General features: G+C 57.4%; 17 protein-coding genes. 3 read left to right on the forward strand and 14 right to left on the reverse strand.

The window, feature by feature from the left end:
* From M2Q46_RS17490 to M2Q46_RS17540, 11 genes are all read right to left on the reverse strand, one after another.
* The gene (locus M2Q46_RS17490; protein WP_009463816.1) at nt 1-1,335 is read right to left on the reverse strand and encodes an aromatic ring-hydroxylating dioxygenase subunit alpha; all 1,335 of its coding nucleotides are present in this window, start codon (nt 1,333-1,335) and stop codon (nt 1-3) included.
* A 23-nt stretch (nt 1,336-1,358) separates the two neighbouring features.
* Nucleotides 1,359-2,327, reverse strand: coding sequence for a PDR/VanB family oxidoreductase (locus tag M2Q46_RS17495; RefSeq protein ID WP_083055294.1), 969 nt, complete (start codon nt 2,325-2,327; stop codon nt 1,359-1,361).
* A 330-nt stretch (nt 2,328-2,657) separates the two neighbouring features.
* Nucleotides 2,658-3,446, reverse strand: coding sequence for a cyclase family protein (locus M2Q46_RS17500; protein WP_088451603.1), 789 nt, complete (start codon nt 3,444-3,446; stop codon nt 2,658-2,660).
* 245 nt (nt 3,447-3,691) lie between these two features.
* On the reverse strand, nt 3,692-4,720 hold the full coding sequence (locus tag M2Q46_RS17505) for a carbon-nitrogen hydrolase family protein (protein ID WP_042484948.1): 1,029 nt from the start codon (nt 4,718-4,720) through the stop codon (nt 3,692-3,694).
* 15 nt (nt 4,721-4,735) lie between these two features.
* Nucleotides 4,736-5,659 carry a fumarylacetoacetate hydrolase family protein gene (locus tag M2Q46_RS17510; protein ID WP_009463820.1) on the reverse strand — a complete coding sequence of 308 codons (924 nt, stop codon included), beginning with the start codon at nt 5,657-5,659 and terminating at the stop codon, nt 4,736-4,738.
* Between the two features lie 95 nt (nt 5,660-5,754).
* Nucleotides 5,755-6,879, reverse strand: coding sequence for a cupin domain-containing protein (locus tag M2Q46_RS17515; RefSeq protein ID WP_009463821.1), 1,125 nt, complete (start codon nt 6,877-6,879; stop codon nt 5,755-5,757).
* 21 nt (nt 6,880-6,900) lie between these two features.
* A complete protein-coding gene (locus tag M2Q46_RS17520; protein ID WP_302357741.1) occupies nt 6,901-9,237 on the reverse strand; it encodes a bifunctional salicylyl-CoA 5-hydroxylase/oxidoreductase in 2,337 nt (778 codons plus the stop codon).
* A 130-nt stretch (nt 9,238-9,367) separates the two neighbouring features.
* Nucleotides 9,368-9,811 carry a thioesterase family protein gene (locus M2Q46_RS17525; RefSeq protein ID WP_035269363.1) on the reverse strand — a complete coding sequence of 148 codons (444 nt, stop codon included), beginning with the start codon at nt 9,809-9,811 and terminating at the stop codon, nt 9,368-9,370.
* 95 nt (nt 9,812-9,906) lie between these two features.
* Nucleotides 9,907-10,422: a MarR family winged helix-turn-helix transcriptional regulator gene (locus tag M2Q46_RS17530; RefSeq protein ID WP_009463824.1), complete on the reverse strand. Its 516-nt coding sequence runs from the start codon at nt 10,420-10,422 to the stop codon at nt 9,907-9,909.
* Between the two features lie 232 nt (nt 10,423-10,654).
* On the reverse strand, nt 10,655-12,160 hold the full coding sequence (locus M2Q46_RS17535) for an indolepyruvate oxidoreductase subunit beta family protein (protein ID WP_035269365.1): 1,506 nt from the start codon (nt 12,158-12,160) through the stop codon (nt 10,655-10,657).
* 23 nt (nt 12,161-12,183) lie between these two features.
* Nucleotides 12,184-14,394 (reverse strand): indolepyruvate ferredoxin oxidoreductase subunit alpha, encoded by a 2,211-nt coding sequence (locus M2Q46_RS17540; RefSeq protein ID WP_035269366.1) that lies wholly within the window; start codon nt 14,392-14,394, stop codon nt 12,184-12,186.
* 200 nt (nt 14,395-14,594) lie between these two features.
* Here M2Q46_RS17540 and M2Q46_RS17545 point away from each other — a divergent pair, with 200 nt between their 5' ends.
* Nucleotides 14,595-15,053 (forward strand): MarR family winged helix-turn-helix transcriptional regulator, encoded by a 459-nt coding sequence (locus M2Q46_RS17545; protein ID WP_009463827.1) that lies wholly within the window; start codon nt 14,595-14,597, stop codon nt 15,051-15,053.
* A gap of 227 nt (nt 15,054-15,280) precedes the next feature.
* On the opposite strand, the gene M2Q46_RS17550 is transcribed toward M2Q46_RS17545, so the two are convergent.
* Both M2Q46_RS17550 and M2Q46_RS17555 read right to left on the reverse strand, forming a co-directional pair.
* Complete coding sequence (locus tag M2Q46_RS17550; RefSeq protein ID WP_009463828.1) at nt 15,281-16,264, reverse strand: tripartite tricarboxylate transporter substrate binding protein; 984 nt, start codon at nt 16,262-16,264, stop codon at nt 15,281-15,283.
* Between the two features lie 62 nt (nt 16,265-16,326).
* Nucleotides 16,327-17,922 (reverse strand): sulfatase-like hydrolase/transferase, encoded by a 1,596-nt coding sequence (locus tag M2Q46_RS17555; RefSeq protein ID WP_302357848.1) that lies wholly within the window; start codon nt 17,920-17,922, stop codon nt 16,327-16,329.
* A gap of 254 nt (nt 17,923-18,176) precedes the next feature.
* Between M2Q46_RS17555 and M2Q46_RS17560 the strand changes: the two genes are divergently transcribed.
* The gene (locus M2Q46_RS17560; RefSeq protein WP_035269374.1) at nt 18,177-18,917 is read left to right on the forward strand and encodes an IclR family transcriptional regulator; all 741 of its coding nucleotides are present in this window, start codon (nt 18,177-18,179) and stop codon (nt 18,915-18,917) included.
* Between the two features lie 35 nt (nt 18,918-18,952).
* Here M2Q46_RS17560 and M2Q46_RS17565 read toward each other — a convergent pair whose 3' ends face one another.
* Nucleotides 18,953-19,954, reverse strand: coding sequence for a 5'-nucleotidase (locus tag M2Q46_RS17565; RefSeq protein ID WP_035269377.1), 1,002 nt, complete (start codon nt 19,952-19,954; stop codon nt 18,953-18,955).
* Between the two features lie 127 nt (nt 19,955-20,081).
* Between M2Q46_RS17565 and M2Q46_RS17570 the strand changes: the two genes are divergently transcribed.
* Complete coding sequence (locus M2Q46_RS17570) at nt 20,082-20,783, forward strand: glutathione S-transferase (RefSeq protein ID WP_031232823.1); 702 nt, start codon at nt 20,082-20,084, stop codon at nt 20,781-20,783.
* The last annotated feature ends 75 nt before the right edge of the window (nt 20,784-20,858 follow it).

Here is a 20,858-nt window from a genome sequence, read left to right on the forward strand (position 1 = left end):
TTATTCCTCTTCTTTCTTGGCCTGCTGCTCGGGCAGCATGAACTTCAACCAGGCGCGGAACTGGGCGCGCATCTGCATTTCGCTGGTGCCGTTGATCACCACGTTCTTTTGCTGGTCTTCATCTTTTTCCACCAGACGGGCCAGGTTCATCCAGTCGCGACCACGCGACTGCAAACCGTGCTGGGCACGCTCGTACATTTCCAGGTCATCGTGACCGACCATGGAGGTCGGTGCGTTGATCAGGCGGTTGTACATCAGGGTGCGTTCCAGGAAGGTGTCGGGTGCACCCACCAGGCGGAAGGTCCAGGATTCCACCAGGGTTTTGTCAGCGGCCAGCGGCTTGAACAAACGCAAGGTCTGGATCGGGCCCTTGACCATGATGTTGGGGAAGTAGCAAGTGTTGTGACGCGTATCGCCCAAAATGGCTTTGGCGCGCTCCTCACCGTAGGCTTCGACCATCTGGTCCCAGTAACCCGGAATTTCGGAGTAATCAGCGTGAATGGAATTGCTCACGCCGGTATGGCCGTGACCGTTTTCCCACACGCGAATGCCCATGCCTTCGTAGAACTCGTAAGGCGACATGAAGGGGGCAAACAATTCAACAGCCATGGGCTTGGGCGTACCCGGAGGGGCCGCTTCCCAGGCTTTCACAGCAGTACCCGCCGAGGACTCGTGCGCCACCATGGGGTGACAGGTATCGGTCTGGTTATCAACCAGCATTTTCCAGTTGCACTGGTGCATGTAACGCATCACGCCACCGGCCACTTCCAGACGGCCTTCGGGGGAGCGATCCACCATATTGTCGATGGTGCTCAGAGACTCGCCAAAGAATTCCTCAAAGCCAATGCCTTCATCGGCCAGGCGACAGAACACGAAATCGCGGTACACCTTGACGTTCTGTACCGCAGCCATGCCCTTGCTGCCTTCGGTGCATTCAAAGCCGGTGTTCTCGTAGCCTTTTTTCAACGGAATGGACAACAGGGAGCCGTCCGTCTTGAACGTCCAAGCGTGGTAGGGGCAACGGAAGAATTTGCCCGTGTTGCCACAGGTCTCGCCCGCCACTTGCACACCTTTGTGTGGGCAACGGTTGTAGAGCACACGGATGCTGTCGTCGGTATGGCGCACCATGATGACGGACTCCGTACCGACCGTCGTGGTGTAGAAGTCGCCTTTATTGGGCACCTGGCTGGCATGGCCAACGTAGACCCAGGTATTGACGAACAACTGCTCCATCTCCAGTTCAAACAGCTCCTGGTTGATGTACAAATCCTTGTGGACCTCGGCCTCGCGTACCAATTCGCGGATGGCCTGGGGATTATCACGATACTTTTCCATCATGTTCTCCGTCGCCCTTGGGCTTATAGATCCAGCACCAGACGCGGGGTCTTGGCGCGGGAAATACAGATCTGGATGACCTTGTTGCTGGCTTTTTCCGAGTCGCTCAGGAAGTAGTCGCGGTGGTCAACCTCGCCTTCGATCACATCACAGGTACAGACGCCGCACTCGCCGCGCTTGCAGTCGATCATGGGGTCCAGGCCCTGCTCTTCCATCACGTCCACAATGGTCTTGTCCGCGGGAATTTGCAGGGTCACGCCGCTTTGGCGCAGTTCCACTTCAAAAGGCTGGTCACCTTCCTGGGGAGCAGCCGTCACAAACAGCTCGAAGTGCACATGGTCGCTAGGCCAGCCACGTTGCTTGCAGGCTTCGATCACGGCATCAATCATGCCTTTGGGGCCGCAGACGTAAATGTGCTGGTCTTTGGACAGACCGTCGAGCAGGGTATTCAGGCAGAAACGGCCTTCGCTGTCGTCCGCGTAGTGGCGCAAGGCCGGGCCGGACAGGGCGCTCAGCTCATCCAGAAAAGCCAGTTGTTCCACGCTGCGACCGGCATAGTGCAGCTGATAAGGGCGGCCCTGGTGATGCAAGGCAGCGGCCATGCTGGCAATGGGGGTGATACCGATACCACCGGCAATCAGCACGGTTTCGGTTTCGCCTTCAGCGGCAGCATGCAAGGGGAAATCATTCTTGGGACCAGCCACGCGCAGCGTATCGCCTACTTTCAGGCTGTGCATGAAGCGCGAACCACCCGAGCTGTTGTCTTCCAGGCGCACGCCCAGACGGTAACAGGTCGGGCCCTGTGCCGTGTCGGCGTCCAGCGAAATCAGGGAATAGCAGCGGTGATCGTTCAGATCAGGAATCTGTACCTGCAGGTGCGAACCCGGCGCAAACGCGGGCAGGGAACCGGCCTGGGCAGGCTCTAGCGTAAAACTGCGAATCAGCGGGGATGCGTTCTGGATGTCCCGGATAACGAGTTCAAAAGTATCCATCATGTGCCTACCATTGAGCATGACTACATCAATTACCCAGCCAAAAAGGCCAAGCCGTGGCATGATGTAGCGCCGCAGGGGGCAATGGGACGGTATCGCGTAACCTGAAAAAGGCTGCGTAAGGCTCGTCTACTGTCTCCGCTAAAACCGGCTGCCTGACACCAAGACTGGCTGTATGGCTGGATCTCTATTCATTCTTTTGTGAATTTATTTTATTGATGAATAGTTTACGGATAAATATATACTGCCGAATATAATGGAAAACCACTAGGTGAGAAAACAGCAGAACCGCATGGTACACAGTTCTGCCACTTCCCCACCGTTTTCTACTTACTGAGCAACCAGTGCGACCACTCGCAATGGGCTGCCGGAACCGCCTTCAATCTTCAGAGGGGCCGACATGATCAGTGCACCTTGAGGGGGCAGCTGATCCAGGTTGCACAAGCACTGCAGACCGTAGCGGTTGGCACCGTGCATCAGGGTGTGGCAAGGGTAGCCAATAGGCCAGGAGTAGGATTGGCCAGCGTCAGTGTTGATGGTTTCAACGCCAAAACCGTGAACCTTGCGCTCGTGAATCATCCACTCTACCGCTTCCTGAGCTGGGCCAGGCGTGTGAGCACCGTCTTCACGCATGTTCAGGAAGGCCTCGGCGTCATTCACGCGTTTGGACCAGTCGGTGCGAAACAGCACCCAGGCGCCTTCAGGGATACGGCCATGCTTGGCTTCCCAGTTCAACAGGAACTCGGAGGTCAAAATGAAGTCTTCGTTCTGGGCCACTTCAGCAGAAGCATCAACCACCACGGCAGGGCGCAGGAAGTTGTCGACTGGAATAGTGTCGACCGTGTTGTCTGGATGGTCCTTGCCGGAAATCCAGTGCGCAGGCGCGTCAAAGTGGGTACCGGTGTGTTCGCCACAGGTGAAGTTGTTCCAGTACCAGCCTGGACCGTTTTCGTCGTATTGGCTGATGCGCTCAATCGAGAAACCGGCAGTCTGGCCAAATTGGGGAGGCAGTTGCAAGGCGGGGAAGCTGGGAGACAGAGTCTGGGTCAGATCCACAAAACGGACCTGCTTGCTGTCGATCGCCTGGATAAAGGCTGCCAATGGGTTCGTGTCGCTCATTTCATCTCCTACTTGGGTCTTATGTCGTCGTTATCGTTGCCTGCCCTGCATGGCGCAGGATAGGGACCAGCCGTTAAAACAGCCCGCTCCTTCAGGCCCGGCACCGCCTTCTTTACAAAGGCAGCTTGCATCTTGGACCGCTGCGGCAAGGCCACGGCGGTTTTTTTGAGCAGGTCGCTTGAGCAAAGAGACCCGTCAAAAAACGGCCCCAATCCACTGGGGGAAAGGGACCGTCTTGAACCTTCTTACACTTCCTTGTCGTCCAGAACGGAGAACTCGGCAGGATTCAGGTCTGGCTGGGACGCTGCGTCGCCTTCGTAAAAGCGGGCGGGCGTCAATGCCTTGCGGTTCACACGCAGGTCAAACACGTCAAAACGGTTGTAGTGACCAGTGATGTCGTGCATTTGACGCGGCTGGATGCAGCGCGACAAATCGATGTCGGCGTAGGCAATGCCTTCCTTGTCGATCAGTGCTTCGCCCTGAACGCGGCCATCGGGGCCAATAATGCCCGAGAACGCGCTGTTGGGACGAGCCAGCAGATCACGTGCTTCAGGATGGCTGGCCGACATGGCTTCGATGATTTCCTCGGAAACCGTCGAGCAAGCCACAACCGTAAACACCTTACCTTCAAAGCAGTGAGCAGCAGCACGCAGGCGAATCGCTTCAGCCATGTCGTAGTCTTTCGGTGCCACGGGCAAGGCGATGTAGCTGGCAACGTGTACCAGTTCACCTTGCGACAAAAGGCTGAAACGAGCCAGCGTGTTGGTGTTTTCACCGCAAGCCAAGGCACCCAGAGGGCCAATAGTGGTGTCATGCACGCGCATCGAGGACGCATCGCCGTTGGCCCAGGTCAGCTTTTCAGCCCAGGTGGGAACCAGTTTGCGGTGACGGCCCAGAATGCGACCGTCAGCGCCGATGGTGACCAGCGTGTTGTAAATGGTGCCGATGCCAACGGGACTGCGCTCGTTCACACCCAACACCACGTTGACCTTGCGCTGGCGACAAACCTGCGCAACCTTCTGGATCTCGGGACCGGGCACTTCGATGGCCGATTTGCACAGGCGCTCGAACCACGGGCTACCGTCGATCGGGTTCATCACCCAGCTCCAGTAGGGGTAGCCAGATACAAACACTTCGGGGAAGGCGATCAGCTCGGCACCGTTATCGGCCGCTTCGTTGATCAGGCGACATACTTTTTCAATAGTCGCATTCGTATCCAGGAACACGGGCGCTGCCTGAACGGCGGCGGCCTTGAACTGACGCAATTCCAGCATCATGCTCTCCTTTACTTAGTTTTGGGGGGTGACGTCCACGATGGGGTGGCGCAGTTCGCCAATGCCTTCAACCACAGCGTGCACTACGTCACCAGGCCACATCCACTCTTGAGGATCACGGCCAGCGCCCACGCCTTCTGGGGTACCGGTAGCGATGATGTCACCGGGTTCCAGCGTGATACCGGCACTGATGTCAGCGATCAGGTCGTTCACGTTGAACAGCATGTGCTTGGTGTTGGAGCTTTGCTTGGTCACACCGTTCAGAGTCAGGCTCAGGTTCAGGTTGTGCGGGTCGGTCAGCTCGTCAGCGGTCACGATCACGGGGCCGAAAGGAGCGTAGGTGTCCTGGCCTTTGGAGTAGATCCACTGACCGGCACGACGGCAGTCGCGGGCGCTCACGTCGATCATGACGGAGTAACCGAACACGTACTTCAGGGCGTCTTCTTTGGCCACGCGCTGAGCACGGGTGCCCATGATCACGGCCAGTTCCACTTCCCAGTCCATTTGCTGAGTGATGTTCTTGTTGTGCTCGATGGCATCGCCAGGGCCAACCACAGTGGTTGGTGGCTTGGAGAAAATCACGGGCTGCTTGGGCAGCTCTTTGGAGGTGTCCAGAGTACGGCTGGATTCGGCCACGTGTTCCACGTAGTTCAGGCCGATACCAAAGATGTTCTTGCGTGGGCGTGGGATAGGAGCCAACAGCTTGACGTTGGCCAGAGGCAGCGCCACACCAAAAGGCATATCGTCGGCGTAGGTTTCCAGCAAGCGAGCCGTGGAGGTCACAGCGGCTGGGCCCAGGTCGATGAAATCGAGCATATTGTCAGGCAGCATGTGGCCTGTGGCGTCGCCCAGGTAACCCAGGTCAACCACCAAATCACCCACAATGGCACCCAAGCGGCCAGCGGCAGCAACTTCACTACGGTACGTTACAAGACGCATTTCTATCTCCAGATTGGGCCATCTTGTGCAGATGGCTTGAATAAATCGGGTCGGCCCGCCTTGGCAGGCCGTCCAAATAAGTTAAACAAGTAGTCTTACAGCAGGACCTGATGGCCGCCGTTCTCTGCCAGCGCTTCTTCGCGGTACAGATTCAGGGCGCGCATCACGGGCAGGTCATGGAACGAGAACAGGCAAGCGTCGTCAGACGAGGAGCCGTTCACGTGCTCATGGAACATCCAGGATGGTACGCAGAAAATGTCGCGTTCGCGCCAGTCAAAGCGTTTGCCATTGATGATGGAATAACCTTCACCCTTGGCGCATTGGTAAATAATGCTGCCGGTGTGACGGTGGGCCTTGGTGTGTTCACCGGGGCGCAGCATCTGCATGCTGGCACCAATGGTGGCCATGACAGGGCCGCCGGTCAGCGGGTTGATGTAGTCCATGATGACGCCATCAAAGGGGCTGCCGTCCGTTACCTTGGCGTAGGCCGACAAGGCTTCGTAGGTGGGCTCCCACTCGTACTTGAGCAGGGGCGAGTACGGTTTTTGCCAGTCGTGCAAGGTGGGCTTCAGACCACGACCACCCCAGATACCCACCGCGTCGTTGACGGGGTGCGTAATGGCCTGGGTCAGATCCGGGTGAACCGCGTAGAAACCGGCTTCCAGGGCGTTGACCAGCGGAATGTCCAGACCGTCTTGCCAGATGCAAGGCAGGCCGTCAGCTTCCACACCGTGCTCGTGCCAGCAACCGTTAGGCGTCAGCACGAAGTCGTTGGCGCCCAAGGTCATCTTGTGGCCGTCCACGATGGTGTAGGCACCGCGGCCTTCCATGATGAAACGCAGGGCCGAGGAGGAGTGCGCATGTGCGGAAGCCGCTTCACCCGGTTTCATGACCTGCAAACCGGAGTACAGCCAGCCCACCGCCGCCGAAACTTCCTGGCGACCGGGGTTGTTCAGGTAAATCACACGACGACCGGCCTTTTCAGGGCTGACCAGATCCACCGAACGCAACACGTAATCGCGCAGGTCGCGGTAGCGCCAGACCACAGGCACGGATTCGGACTTGGGCTCCCAGGGCTCGATCTTGTTGGCCACGGTCCACAGGGCACCGGCCTCAAACTGAGTCAAATCCTGGTAGTACTTCACCAATTCGGGCGTGTCCTCAACATCTGCACGACCGAGCACGCTTTCGCGGTGGGTGTCAAAACGTTCTTCCGACATGATGCTGTCTCCTTTCGTGTTTTATGACTTGGCAGGGCCGTCCTGGGCCACTGGCGCACGTTTGATTTGGCGCTGCAACCAGTCCTTGCCCCATTCGTACTGAACGGGCCAGGCCAGGTCGGTGTAACCCAGCTCCGCAGCCTGACGTTGTGGCCAGTTCGCGTCGGCCAGAAAGCCTCGCGACAGGGCGCACAGGTCAGCACGGCCTGCAGCAATAATGCTGTTGGCGTGATCCGCTTCCATGATCGAACCCACCGCCATGGTGGCGATACCGGCTTCGTTACGGATACGGTCGGAGAATGGCGTCTGGTACATGCGGCCGTAAATTGGCTGCTGCTCCAGCACCACTTCACCCGAGGACACGTCGATCAGATCGGCACCGGCTTGCTTGAACAGGCGGGCAATTTCCACACCGTCGTCCGCCGTGTTGCCACCTTCGGCCCAGTCTGTTGCCGAGATACGCACCATGATGGGCTTGTTCTCTGGCCAGACGGCACGGATAGCGGCAAACACTTCCAGCGGGTAAGCCATGCGATTTTCCAGACTACCACCAAATTCATCACTACGCTGATTAGTCAGCGGCGAGATGAAGCTGGACAAGAGGTAACCGTGGGCGGCTTGCAATTCGATGCAGTCAAAGCCAGCCTGGTCAGCGCGCTTGGCGGCGGCCACAAAGGCGTCACGAATTTCGTCCATCTGGGCACGGGTGATCTCGGCAGGCACGGCAGTGACGCCAGCCTGGTAAGGCAGGGCGGAAGCCGACACCACAGGCCAGTTGCCTTCAGCCAGCGGCTGATTGGCTTTTTCCCAACCCAGCTGCGTCGAACCGCGACGGCCAGCGTGGCCCAGTTGCACACCGATCTTGGCACCCTGTTCGTGGGCGAAAGCCACCACAGGTTTCCAGGCATTGGCCTGCTCGTCGTTCCACAGACCGGTACAACCGGGAGTGACACGACCTTCAGGCGTCACGGCCGTCATTTCAGCCATGATCAGGCCAGCGCCACCCATGGCGCGGCTGCCGTAATGCACCTGGTGTGTGGCACCGGGCATGCCGTCCTTGGCGCTGTACATCAGCGTGGGCGAGAGCACGACACGGTTCTTCAACTGCATGTCGCGCAGCTTGAAGGGCGTGAACATGGGCGAGGGGGCCTTTTCACCGTCGGCCAGCTTCATGCCAGCTTCGGTCGCCATCCAGCGCTCGTATTTTTCCAGCCAGGCCGCGTCACGCATACGCATGTTCTCGTGCGAGATGCGCTGCGAACGGGTCAGCATGGAGTAGGTGAACTGCTCGGGCTTCATATTGGCGTAACGGGCCACGTTCTCGAACCATTCGGTCGAGTTGCGGGCGGCGTTCTGAATGCGCAATACGTCCACGCTACGAGCGGCTTCGTAATCTTTCAGGGCCTCTTCCATGGACTCGTGGTCCATGTGCTGGGCCAGCGTAATGGCATCTTCCAGAGCCAGCTTGGTGCCAGAACCGATGGAGAAGTGAGCGGTGTGAGCGGCATCGCCCATCAGCACCACAGGAACCTTCTTGCCGGTGCCGTAATCTTGCCAGTGCACCCACTTGTTGCAGATAACGCGTGGGAAGCGGATCCAGATGGCCGAACCGCGCAGGTGAGTCGCGTTACTGATCAGCTTGTTGCCATCCAGGTGGTCGGCAAACAGCTTCTCGCAGTAAGCAATGGCCTCTTCCTGCGACATTTCGCCAATACCGGCTTTCTGCCAGGTCTCTTCAGGCGTTTCCACGATGAACGTGGACAGGCCATCCTGGAAGCGGTAGGCGTGAGCCTGGAACCAGCCGTGCTCGGTTTCAACAAAAATGAAGTTGAAGGCGTCGAACACTTTTTCCGTACCCAGCCACACAAAGCGGCAGTTACGGGTGTCGATATCGGGCTGGAACACGTCTTCGTAGCGGGTACGAATGGCGCTGTTGATGCCGTCAGAAGCAATCAGGATATCGGCGTTGTACTTGCGGGCCAGTTCAGCTTCGTCCGTGACCACGGTCTCGAACACCAGCTTGACGCCCACTTCTTCACAGCGAGCCTGCAGGATGTTCAGCAATTTCTTGCGACCAATCCCGATAAAGCCATGACCGCTGGAGCGCACGGCGCTACCCTTGAAATGGCACTCAATGTCGTCCCAGTGGTTGAACGCATCACCGATGGTCTGCGCGGACACAGGGTCAGCTTCACGCAGGTTTTCCATGGTCGCGTCCGAGAACACCACACCCCAGCCAAAGGTGTCGTACGGTCGGTTGCGCTCGACAACAAAAACCTCGTTCTGAGGGTTCTGCAACTTCATCAGCAAACCGAAATACAAGCCGGCTGGGCCTCCGCCAATACATACGATATTCATGATATGTCCGTATGGTCTGAATACATGCTTCTGAGCATAGTATATTTATTAATAAATATTATACAAGTCAACTATTTAAATCAAAAAAAATACCTGACCTGCACACTGCCTGCTACTACTTCAAACTAGATCAAGCCTTGCTGCTTTCTGGCTGGGCAATCACATACTCTTGCATGGGGTTGCGCAGGAAATCAGGGATAGGAATACCCAGGTGCGTCTCCAGCGAGGTGGTCACCACGGTCTGGCGCACTTGCATACGCAACACACCGTCTTTACCGATGCAGCGCAACAGCAGCTTCAAGGAGCTATTGCCAATGCGTTCCACACCCAGGCTCATCACCACATCATCACCCATACGGCTGATGGACTTGAACTCGGCTTCGATATGCACCGAGGGCATGCCTACCCGTTTGCTGGCGATCATGTTGTGAAAACCCTCGGGGGTCATGGAGTCGATCCATGCTTCCATCAGGTCGTTAAACATCACAAAGTACTGCGGATAAAAAACGATACCCGCTGGATCGCATTCCGAAAAACGGATGCGATGTTCTTGTTCGTACAGCTTGGAAACCATGTTGTAGACACCTTTTTAGCAAGTGTTTTGTGCGCCTGTTCGTGACGCTATCCGCATCCTGCCTGGTTTACAGGCCTGGCAGGATGCACCTTATGCTAGCCAGCAGCGCTTTGCAGATGGACCCGCAACAGGCCCAGATGCTGATGGATGTGCACGACCTCTTCCGTGCCCAGACCTTCAAACATTTCCGCAATCCAGTCGCTGTGGGCCTGGGCCATCGCCTCGAAACTGCTTTTGCCCTTGGGGGTGAGACGCAACACCCAAGCACGTCGGTCGGTCGGGCTGCTCTGGCGAGACACCATGCCCTCGCGGGCCAGCTCATCAGTCAGTCCGGTAATATTGCCGCCGGTTACCATCAGATAGCGCGACAATTCGCCCATCTTCAGGCCCTGCGGGTAACGATACAGCTGAGCCATATAGTCGAAACGGGCCAGCGAAATATCAAAATTCTGGCGCAAGCGGCGACGGATTTCGTCTTCGATCTGCTTGGTGCAGGTCAGCATGCGCAACCACAATTTCAGGCTGGCGGGGTCCTTGGGACCGACGCGGCCTTCAAAGCCGGCATCAGCCGGTTCTACCAAAAATTCGAGTGCTGCTTCGCTTTGATTCATATTGTTTTTCCCCCAAGCTTTGGCTAATTCAGTTTGACCAACAGGCGGGATATTCTTGCTTGAACAAGTGGCCAAGTAGACACGGGATGTCTGGCTTTCAGGGCCTTGGTCGCAGTGCCAATCCGAATTTATATTCTACTATGAATATTTTAGAAATAAAGTATTTGGCGGGATAAAAACGCTTCCTCAAGGGTTTTCACCAAGGCCGCCCGAAAGCGGCCCGGTGTTGCCCTTACACCAGTGCGTACTGGCGCAGTGCAGCCTCCAGCTTGACGCCGTGCTCGTCGGCCAAAGCCGCATCGCGCAAGGCACCCAAAATGGCAGGTGACAGGGTGCTGGGGTTGCGCTCCAGAGCCGACATCACGGTCTGGTAGTTACGCAAGCCACGGGCATGGGTATCGCCATACCCTTTGACCAGACGCTGGCACTGGGCAATTTCCAGAGCCAGGGCCGGATGAGCATCGGCAGCCTGTTCAATCTGCTTCAGCCAGCCCTCAATACGCTGCTGCTCAGCCTGGTAGCGCAACGTACGACGACGCCAGCGCTTGAAGCCCGAGAGCAGGTACAAGGGAATGAAGCCGCGCACCGAGCTGGTTTGAATCACACGACCGGATTTGGTCTGGGATTTCACCAGCTTGTTGCCCCAGGTAGGACGCATCAACCAACGGCCTACGCTGGCAAACGGCAGGATTTCGCTGATTTCTTCCACACGGGGGTGCATGTATTCATTGATTGCCACGATCTGGCCGTCGGCAGCGCGCACTTCTTTATGCACACGGTCAAAACGGCTGGAGCGGGTTTTCAGTTCAGCCACGCGAATGGCGTCCTCGTAAGACATCCACAGCGCCAGGTAGCGGCCGGTTTCGCGGATCAGGGCCACATCGTCAGGGCGGGCAAACTGGCTGATCTTTTTCAGGCGGTCCAGGTACAGATTGGCGTAGGCCACGTCCTGGAAGTCCAGAACACGACGCACACCTTCCACCACGATAGGCTGGGCCTGCGCGGGTACTTCGGCACGGACGCGGTCAATCAGCTTGGCCACCGCAGGGTCGCGGGGGGCCAGCGTCGCCATATCAACCGGCTTGTTTTCCGAATCGGCTTTACCTGCATCACCTTCCGCAACACGGGCGTAAGCGGCACCAAAAGCCTTCAAGCTGGGTTTGACGCCCACACCACCACGCTCGATGGTCTGTTCAAACTGCGAACGGCTAAAGGGCAGCACGCCGGTGCTGGCCAATGCGCCAAACAGCACGGCGGAAATCACGCTGCCCGAATCCTCGGCCGCTTTTTCCATATTGAAGTACACAAAGCGCTTGGCAGCCTGGGTTGCGTGCGCAATCAGGGCGTTGTCGTCCACACGGCCATCGCCCATGGCCGATTTTTCGGCAATGGAATAGACACGGTGGGTGGAAGCGATCAGCGTGGTGCGGTCCTCTGTCACCAGGCCACGTTGTACGGCACGACCGGCTTCCATCAGTTCGGAAGCCAGCACCACGTCCACGTCACCGGGCATGGGCATCAGGGCCAGCACAGGCTTTTTGCCATCCACGGCGGCCGAGTGCGGGAACAGTTCCACGTAGTAAATCGTGGCGCCGGTACGCTGGGCCACGCCCGGCACCGAGGTGGTCTGTGCAAAGTAGCCGTTTTGTTCGCCCAGGTTGACGATCCAGTCGGCCAACACGCCGCCGCCTTCGCCACCCATGGCCAAAATAGCAATCTTGATTGGTTTGATCTGCATGATAAAAATCTCTACGGGTGTGCTTAGAAGGCCAGACGTTCACGACGGGCAGCGTCACGACGCTGCAACCAGCCGATAAAGCTACGGCGGGTTTTTTCGCGGAACTTGTCCCAGCCAGTCGGGTTGCTGACCACTTGTGCACGGTAGAAAGACGGGCACAGAATCGCGGCGTGGGAAACCTCACCACACAGACCGCAACCCACACAACTGTTCATCACGTTCGCCACCGGATCCTGACGCAGGGCGTCCGGATTGGGGCGAATCGACAACGAAGGGCAACCGGACAAGCGGATGCAGGAGTGGTCACCGGTACACGTATCCGGATCCACACCAAAACGCTCGCGCACTACGCGTTCGCCCGCCGCCACGGCTTTACGCACCTGGCCTTTCTCGCGGCGCTGACGGTTCAACATACATTCGCTTTGCGCCACCAGCACCTTGGGACCTTTTTCCTTGGTCGTCAGGGCTTCACGCAGGGTTGCCGTCATGGTCTTCAAGTCGTAGGTGCGACGAATCATGCGCAGCCATTCCACACCCACGCCACGCGCAGCTTTCTCGATCAGGTGACCGGTACTGCGCGTTTCGTTCTTGGCCTTGGAGGACAGAATGTCCTGACCACCGGTAGCCGCGGTGTAGCTGTTGTCGATCACAATGGTCAGGTTGTCGCTGCGGTTGAACACGGCGTTGGCAATACCACTGGTCAAACCGTTGTGCCAGAAACCACCGTCACCCATGACCGAGATGGCACGCTTGTCCGAATCCACGTTCAAGGCGGCCGAACCGGCGCCACCCAGGCCGTAACCCATGGTGGTGTTGCCCAGGTTGAAGGGCGGCAGAATGGAGAACAGGTGACAGCCAATGTCGGCCGACACGTGGTGCTCGCCCAGCTCGCGCTCCACCAGCTTCAAAGCGGTAAAGATAGGACGCTCGGGACAGCCGGTACAAAACCCTGGCGGACGGGCGTGAACGTTCTCGTCCAGGCTGCCCAAGGGTTTGACTTCAGCCGCTTCCACTTCCACCAGGCTGGCTTGCTCAGCTTTGGGACGCTCCACGGTCTCGACTTTCATCGGGATCACGCGTGGTTTGCGGGCTGGCAGGGGCTCGATGCGCTCGTATTTTTCCATGAAGGCACGCAGGCCTTTCAACATGGTGGCGGTGTTGTACTCACCGGCCAGAGGCAACAGATCCTTGCCGTGCAAGGTCACGTCCACATTGTGACGACGCACGATGTCGGAGATGTTCTGTTCAACAAAGTTGGGCTGACCTTCTTCCAGCACCAGCACCGCACGCTTGCCTTCACAGAAGCGGACGATTTCAGATTCGATCAGCGGGTAAGCCACGTTCATCACGTACATCGGCACTTTGGATTCGCCGAACACGTCAGCCATATCCAGATGCTCCAGAGCACGGATCACGGTGTTGTAGCCACCGCCCTGAACGATCAGACCGACGTCATCGGTGCCATCAGCAAAGAATTCATTCAACTGACGCTCTTCGATGAACTTGACGGCATTAGGCCAGCGCTGTTCGATCTTTTCTTTTTCATGCAGGAAGCTGGCAGGCGGCAACACAATGCGATTGATGTCGCGTGTGGGCTGCTCCATCGCTTCTTTGATGGTGAATTTGGCGCGGCGGTTGTCCGAGGCCACAAACTGACCATGCACGTGACAGGCGCGGATACGCAGCTGCAGCATCACAGGGGTGTTGGACGCTTCGGACAGATCAAAGCCGTCTTTAACTGCTTGCACAATACAGGGCAGGTTGGGACGGGGGTCCAGCATCCACATCTGGGATTTCATGGCAAAAGCGTGGCTGCGCTCCTGCATGATGGACGAGCCTTCACCGTAGTCTTCGCCCACAATGATCAACGCACCGCCCTTGACCCCGCCAGAGGCCAGGTTGGCCAGCGCGTCCGAGGCCACGTTGGTACCCACGGTTGCTTTAAAAGTGATGGCGCCACGCAGCGGGTAGTTAACCGACGCAGCCAGCGTTGCCGCCGCCGTTGCCTCGCTGGCACTGTTTTCAAAACGGATTCCGTTCTCTTGCAGGATGTCCTGGGCATCTGCCAGCACGTCCATCAAGTGCGAGATAGGCGCACCCTGGTAACCGGCCACGTAGGACACGCCCGATTCCAGCAGGGCCTTGGTCACCGCCAGGATGCCTTCGCCACTGAATACGTCTCCATCACCCAGGCGCAGCTTTTTGACTTCTTCGACAAACGATCGCTCAGCCATTTTTCTTTCCTTACTTACCGCTCATTGTGAACATGGTATTTATTTTCATCGGAATATGTTTATATCTCAACATATCCATTCTCATGGTTTTCCCTAGTAAAGTAGCTAAATTATTTGCGACACGCGAGCGGACAGCTTGGTTATAGTGAGCCCTGTTGCTGCCTTGCGGCACCCATTAGCCTGTAATGACAATAAGCACCATGAGCCCCACCGAACACGACACCGTCTTTGTCGAAAACTACCTGCCCGCCTTGTTGGCCCAGGCAAGCCAGCTGATCTCTGCCGAATTCCATGAAGTGGTGCTAAGCAACGGTTTGTCCATTTCCGAATGGCGTGTGCTGTCCACCCTGTCCGGCGCGGGCGAAGTGAGCATCGGCCATCTGGCTCGTATTGCCACCACCAAGCAACCCACCGTCACGCGCTTGCTCGATCGCCTGGAAAAGCAAGGTTTGCTGCGCCGCGTGGCCCACGATGTGGACCGTCGCATCACCTTGGTACGCATCACCGAAGAAGGCCAGACGCTGATCTCCGGCCTGATCGCCAAGGCCCGCCTGCACGAACAGGAAGTGGTGCAGCGCCTGCAACCGCTGGATGTCGGCGCCCTCAAAACCACCTTGCGGCGTCTGATCTCCGAGCAGCACGACTACAACGATCAGTAAAACGCAGCCCGCCCGGCCACACTATCGGTTCTAACCCTGCATAGCGCGGGCTTGGCGTTCTGAACCTGGTCTGTAGCGACTTCCAGATTCAAGAGACACCACACACGCCTCACCTGAACGGGGCGTGTGTGGTGTTTTTTTATCCTTTCCAACCTTGAGGCTTCACAGAGCCATAACCGTCAGCAGCCAGGCTACTGATCAGATGTATGGCTCTGCCAGATAGCCCATTACTCAGGCTGAATGCCCAGGGTAGGGATCAGCTCGGAATAGACCTTGGAGTCGTTCTGCACGCGCTCCAGCGTCTGGGCCGGGGTGGTGAAGAACTGGGCCAGACCACGGCTCTTGAAGGCAGCCTGCATTTCGGGGGTCTTCAGGGCAGCATCCACCTTTTCCTGAATTTCTTTCACGGTGTCATCCGGCGTGGTGCCGGGGGCAAACAGCGCAAAAGTCGTCGTCGGAATGCTGTTGGCATGGCCACCTGCTTCCTGCACCGTCGGCACATTTGGCAGCAGTTCAGTACGCTTGTCAGCGCCTACCGCCAAGACTCGCACCTTGCCGCCATCTACGTGCTGGGATGCCAGAATGCCACCGACCAGCATGGCATCTGTCTCACCGCCCAGAATGGCGTTTGTCGCCGGGGCCATGCCCTTGTAAGGGATGTAGGTGAAGTTCACCCCTTCTTCACGGGCCAGCAAGCCCATGCCCAGGTGCGTGACGTGTCCACGGCCACCAGTGCCCACATTGGTATCACCATTGGCTTTCTTGGCCTGGGCGATAAATTCCTTGTAGTCCTTGGCCGGGAAATCATTACGCACCAGCAGATACAGGTTCACGCCAGCGACTGTGGTGACCGGCTTCAGGTCCTTTTCCCATTTGTAGGGCAGGTTGCTGTAAAGCAGCGGGTTGGTCGATACCGCCAGGCTATCGACCATCAGCAGGGCCGAGCCGTCCCCCTTGGCTTTGGCGATATTGTCAGTACCGATAATGGCGTTGGCGCCCGGACGGTTTTCAATCACAAAGACCTTGCCGGTGGCCTTGTTCAGATGCACACCCAGATCGCGGGCCAGAATGTCAGGCTCGGTGCCGGGTGGGTAGGGGACCACGATACGCACCTGGTCCGTAGTCGGCCAGGCGGCTTGAGCCATCATCGGGGCCAAAGCACCCACACCTGCCAACAACAGGGCCAGCGTCGTATTTTTAAGCTGCTTCATTGTCCACTCCTTATCGTTATTGATTGCGGCCCGCCACCGACTGGTAGCCCCCCGCAGCGCATTTACCATCGTCCAATCAAGATATTCATCATGCGCTCATGCGCATTGGTACGATCCTCTACCGCAGCCCAGCTCTCGCTGGCACGCCCTTTCAGGGTGTCATGCCAGTCCAGCAGGCCTTCTTTCATACGCCGACAAACCGCTGCATACGCCGGGTCTGCGCCCAGGTCGTGCAGCTCGTCAGGGTCTTGCTTCAAGTCGAATAATTGTGGCCGATAGCCTTGCCAATGTATGTATTTATAGTCGCTATCGCGCAGCATCAGGCCACGACATTCATCCACGCCACGGCCCAGAATCTGGCGGGCTTCCCGATAGGCGTAATCCAGGCTGGCCACGGTGTACTCACGTGCCCAGTCGGACTGGCCGTGCAACAAGGGAATCAGCGAACGGCCTTCCACCCGGTGCTCCTGGGCGGGCAGGTGCAAGGCATCCAGAATCGTAGGGGTGACATCCACGCACTCGACAAAAGCATCACTGCTTTGACCACGTGTGACATTCGCTGAAGTCCGTGGATCAACCACGATCAGCGGAACGCGTATGGCGTTTTCAAAGAAATACTCTTTCTCGCCCAGCCAGTGGTCGCCCAGCAAATCGCCGTGATCAGAACTGAAAATAATCAGGGTGTCTTTCAGGCGGTCTTGCTGTTCCAGCATGTCCAGCAAACGGCCGACTTCATCATCGATCTGTTGAACCAGGCCCATATAGACAGGCTTGATCGTGCGCCAGACCTCGTCCTGAGCAAAAGACAGGGATTCTTCATGCTGCTGATAGGCCGCATGCACGGGGTGTGCATTCTGGCGCTCGTGCTCTGCACGCAAGGGCGTACAGGCGTCTTCCGCGCCAAAGCGGTCGTGGTAAGGCGCTGGCGCTTTATAAGGCCAGTGCGGTTTGATGAAAGACAGATGCAAGGCCCAGGGCTCTTCGCCTTTGGCCGTGATGAAATCCATGGCCCGCTGGGTGAAGTAGGCGGTTTCAGAGTCCTGCGCCTGTACCCGTGCTGGCAGGCTGGCATTACGCATGTACCAACCGGAGGCAAACTGACCCTGGGCATCCTGGCTGCCAATCACATAGTCTTCCCAGGGACGCTCGCTGTCGTAACCCTGAGCCTGCAAATACTGGCGGTATTCACTATCCGAGCCCATTTCAAAGTGACCGTCATAGCGTTCAATCGCCGTAAAGCCGCCTTGCCAGAAGCGCTCGGCCGCCTCGGGCTGAACCTGGAAGCGTCGGGTATTGGCCCCGGCCGGGTCCGGCACGTGATGGGTCTTGCCCAGCAGATGGCACTCTCGCCCGGACTGGGCCAGATAATCGCCCAGATACAGCTCGTCGATGGGGTGGGGAACGCGATTCCAGGTGACCCGGTGCGACAAGGGATAGCGGCCGGTGTAATACGAGGCCCGTGACGGGCCACAGACGGCAGAGTTCACATAGGCACGATCAAAGCGTACACCCATGGCGGCCAGACGATCCAGATTGGGGGTCTTTAATGCGCCCCCAGGGGCATAACAGGACAGGTGGTCTGCACGTAACTGGTCACACATGATGAACAGCACATTCTTGATCTCTAAAGACACCTGACTGGGCTGAGCCTGATCCATGTCCGCCTCAAAAAAAACCGGGTCCGGGCCCGCGTAGAACCCGACGCCACAAAAGGAGTAGGCCATGTGTAAGCAAATGCATAACAGACCCGCTTATGCCTCAGATTATTACCGCAGTCTGAGAATAATTTTTGAATAATCTGATGGTTTAGGTATAAACCAGTAGACTCGGCCAATGCCCGATGTTGCGCTCCACTGACACGCCGCAGCATGGTTAGAATAAAGAACCAACAACTCCGCTTCTACGAGGGCACATGAATAGTCTAAGACGCATGCTGCAAATTCTGGACTTGTACGGTGCAGACACTCCGGTTCTGGATGTGGAAACCATCTGCGCTCGCTTGAATTACCCTCCCGCGACAACCTATCGCTACCTGAAAGAGTTATGCACTAGCGGCCTGCTGATACGCAGTCCCGAAGGTTACGCGCCGGGGCCCCGGTTTATAGAAATGGATCTGCTGATCCGCGAATTTGATCCGCTGGTCAGCCGTTGCCGCCCCTTGCTGCGTTCGCTGGTCGAGCAGACCGGACTGGACGTCCTGATCGGCCAGCAATATGGCGAACGCATATTGACCACCCATCAGGAAACCGGGCCGGAGCGTTTCGAGCTGCTGTTTGGCCGGGGCCGCACCATGGATATGTTCCGCAGCTCCACAGCCCGTATCGTCACGGCTTATCTGCCCACCCGCCATCTGCGCCGCTTGTACGAGAAAAATCAGGAGATTGATTATGTACAGCGCCTGGGCAAGGAATGGCCGGTGTTTTCCGCCCATATGCAGGAACTGCGCCGTGCGGGCTATTGCATCACCAAAGAGCAGATCAATCCGGGCATAGGCGGTATTTCCGCGCCTATTTTTGATGATGCCAAACGTATCTTCGGCAGCCTGACCTTGTTGGGTACGCTGGAACGCTTTGAGGCGATCAGCCCCGAAGCGCTAGCCAGCCTGATCCAGCCCGCTGCACGCGCCGTTAGCCGCGCCCTGGCCCAAGTCTGAGGGCTGAGTGCCCCCAGGAACCAAGCCGCGCCTGATCAAGCATCAGTTCGCGGCTTTGTCTTGGCCTGTTTCCGCCCTTTCTTTTTCTCCGGCACCACCACTTTCACTGGCGGATGGTTCACCACCCCAAACGGAATATGCACGGACGGCAAGGTCTGCGCGGTGGGAATCAGGTGGGTGGTCTGGTCATCAAAGAAAATATGGGGCTGCAAAACCTCCAGCACCCGACGTTTTTCAATGCCACCCAGAAAGAAGGCCTCGTTCACCTCGATACCCCAACTGCGGATGGTATTGATGACACGCTCGTGAGCCGGCGCATTGCGTGCCGTCACAATCGCAATCCGCAGACGCGGCACATAGCTGGCATCCTGCTCCTGACGCAATTGCTCCACTTCCTGTATATGCGCCAACTTCAGCAAAAACGTCTGTAACAGGCCGGGATTATGCGGTTTTTGCACCAAACGCACTTCATGCTCGAAAAAGGCCGGCAAACCACCTTCCTGCTGATACACGCGCTCGGACTCGTCGTCCGCGATCACCCCGTCAAAGTCGAAAGCCACGCGAATGGGCTGGTCGTCATAAGCATCCTCGTAAGAGGAATTCAGAACCTGACCTGCGGGATAGCCTTGCTGCACCGCCCGATGCACGTCTTCCTGATTGGCCGACAGAAACAGGCTGATGGACAGCGGCTGGATGTAAGGGCTGGGGTCGCCCCCTTGCAGAAACACCGCCCGCGTAATGTCCAGATCATGATGGCGAATGGAATTCATCACCCGCAAGCCTGTATTGGGATCATTACGGGACAGCAGCACGACCTCGACCAAGGGATCGTCGGGCGATAGATCATTCAGGGCCAGCAAGCGCCGAATGAAGGAAAAAGCCACGCCCGGCTTCAGTGGCTCATGCTCGCGCGCCAGCTGGTAATCACGATACGCTGCCTCACCTTGCTCCAGAAAGACCTGATGGGACTGGCTCAGATCAAACAAAGCGCTGGAAGCCAGCCCAATCACCAGCCGTTTCTCCAGGTCATACGCCATGCACACCGCTCCCCAAATCCGCAAAAAAAACCAGCATACCAAAACGCTAAGCCGGCACTGGTACTACCCAAGCAGAACAAAGCCTACTAAAGTGCAAACACCATCACCTTCGTGAAAGCTTGCCGCCATGCAACCCTCAAAAAGCTATACCCTTGTTCTGGGCAATCCCCATTATTCGTCCTGGTCCTTGCGCCCCTGGTTATTAATGAGCCACTTGGGCATAGACTTTGACGCACGCTGGTTCAATTTTGGCCCCTCCTTCAGCACCCTGGCTTTCCATGAAATGGCACCGGCGGGCCAAGTACCTGTGCTACATACCAATGGGCAGATCATTTGGGACAGTCTGGCTATTGCCGAATACCTGGCCGAACAGCATCCCGGCGTCTGGCCCATAGACCCCATTGCCCGCGCCTGGGCGCGCAGCGCCAGTGCAGAAATGCACGCCAACTTTTCTTCCTTGCGAAATCTCTGCCCCTTTGCCGTCGCCCTGCGCGCCCACCACCATCAGCAGGACATGCGTCTGCAAGGCGAGCTGGAACGCCTGCAAACCATCTGGCAAGAAGGCTTGAGCCGTTTTGGCGGCCCTTTCCTGGCCGGAGAGCGCTTTAGCGCCGTCGATGCCTTTTACGCTCCCGTGGTATTTCGCCTGCAAACCTATGGTCTGAAACTGGACGAAACCTGTCAGGACTACATGAATCGCATACTGGAATTGCCTGCCATGCAGCGCTGGCACCAGATGGCCTGTCAGGACACCTGGCGCGACCCGGACCACGAAGCCGAAATTGTGCGTGTAGCTGATATACATCTGGATTTACGCCAGCCAGCCTAGTGTCAGCGAATTGCCATGTCAGTGCAGACACGAAAGAGTATCCTTGATGGTCCCGAATGATTTCGCTGTCAAGGA

The organism is Alcaligenes sp. YSL9 (assembly GCF_030515105.1).
In the GTDB taxonomy this organism is placed as follows: domain Bacteria; phylum Pseudomonadota; class Gammaproteobacteria; order Burkholderiales; family Burkholderiaceae_B; genus Alcaligenes; species Alcaligenes phenolicus.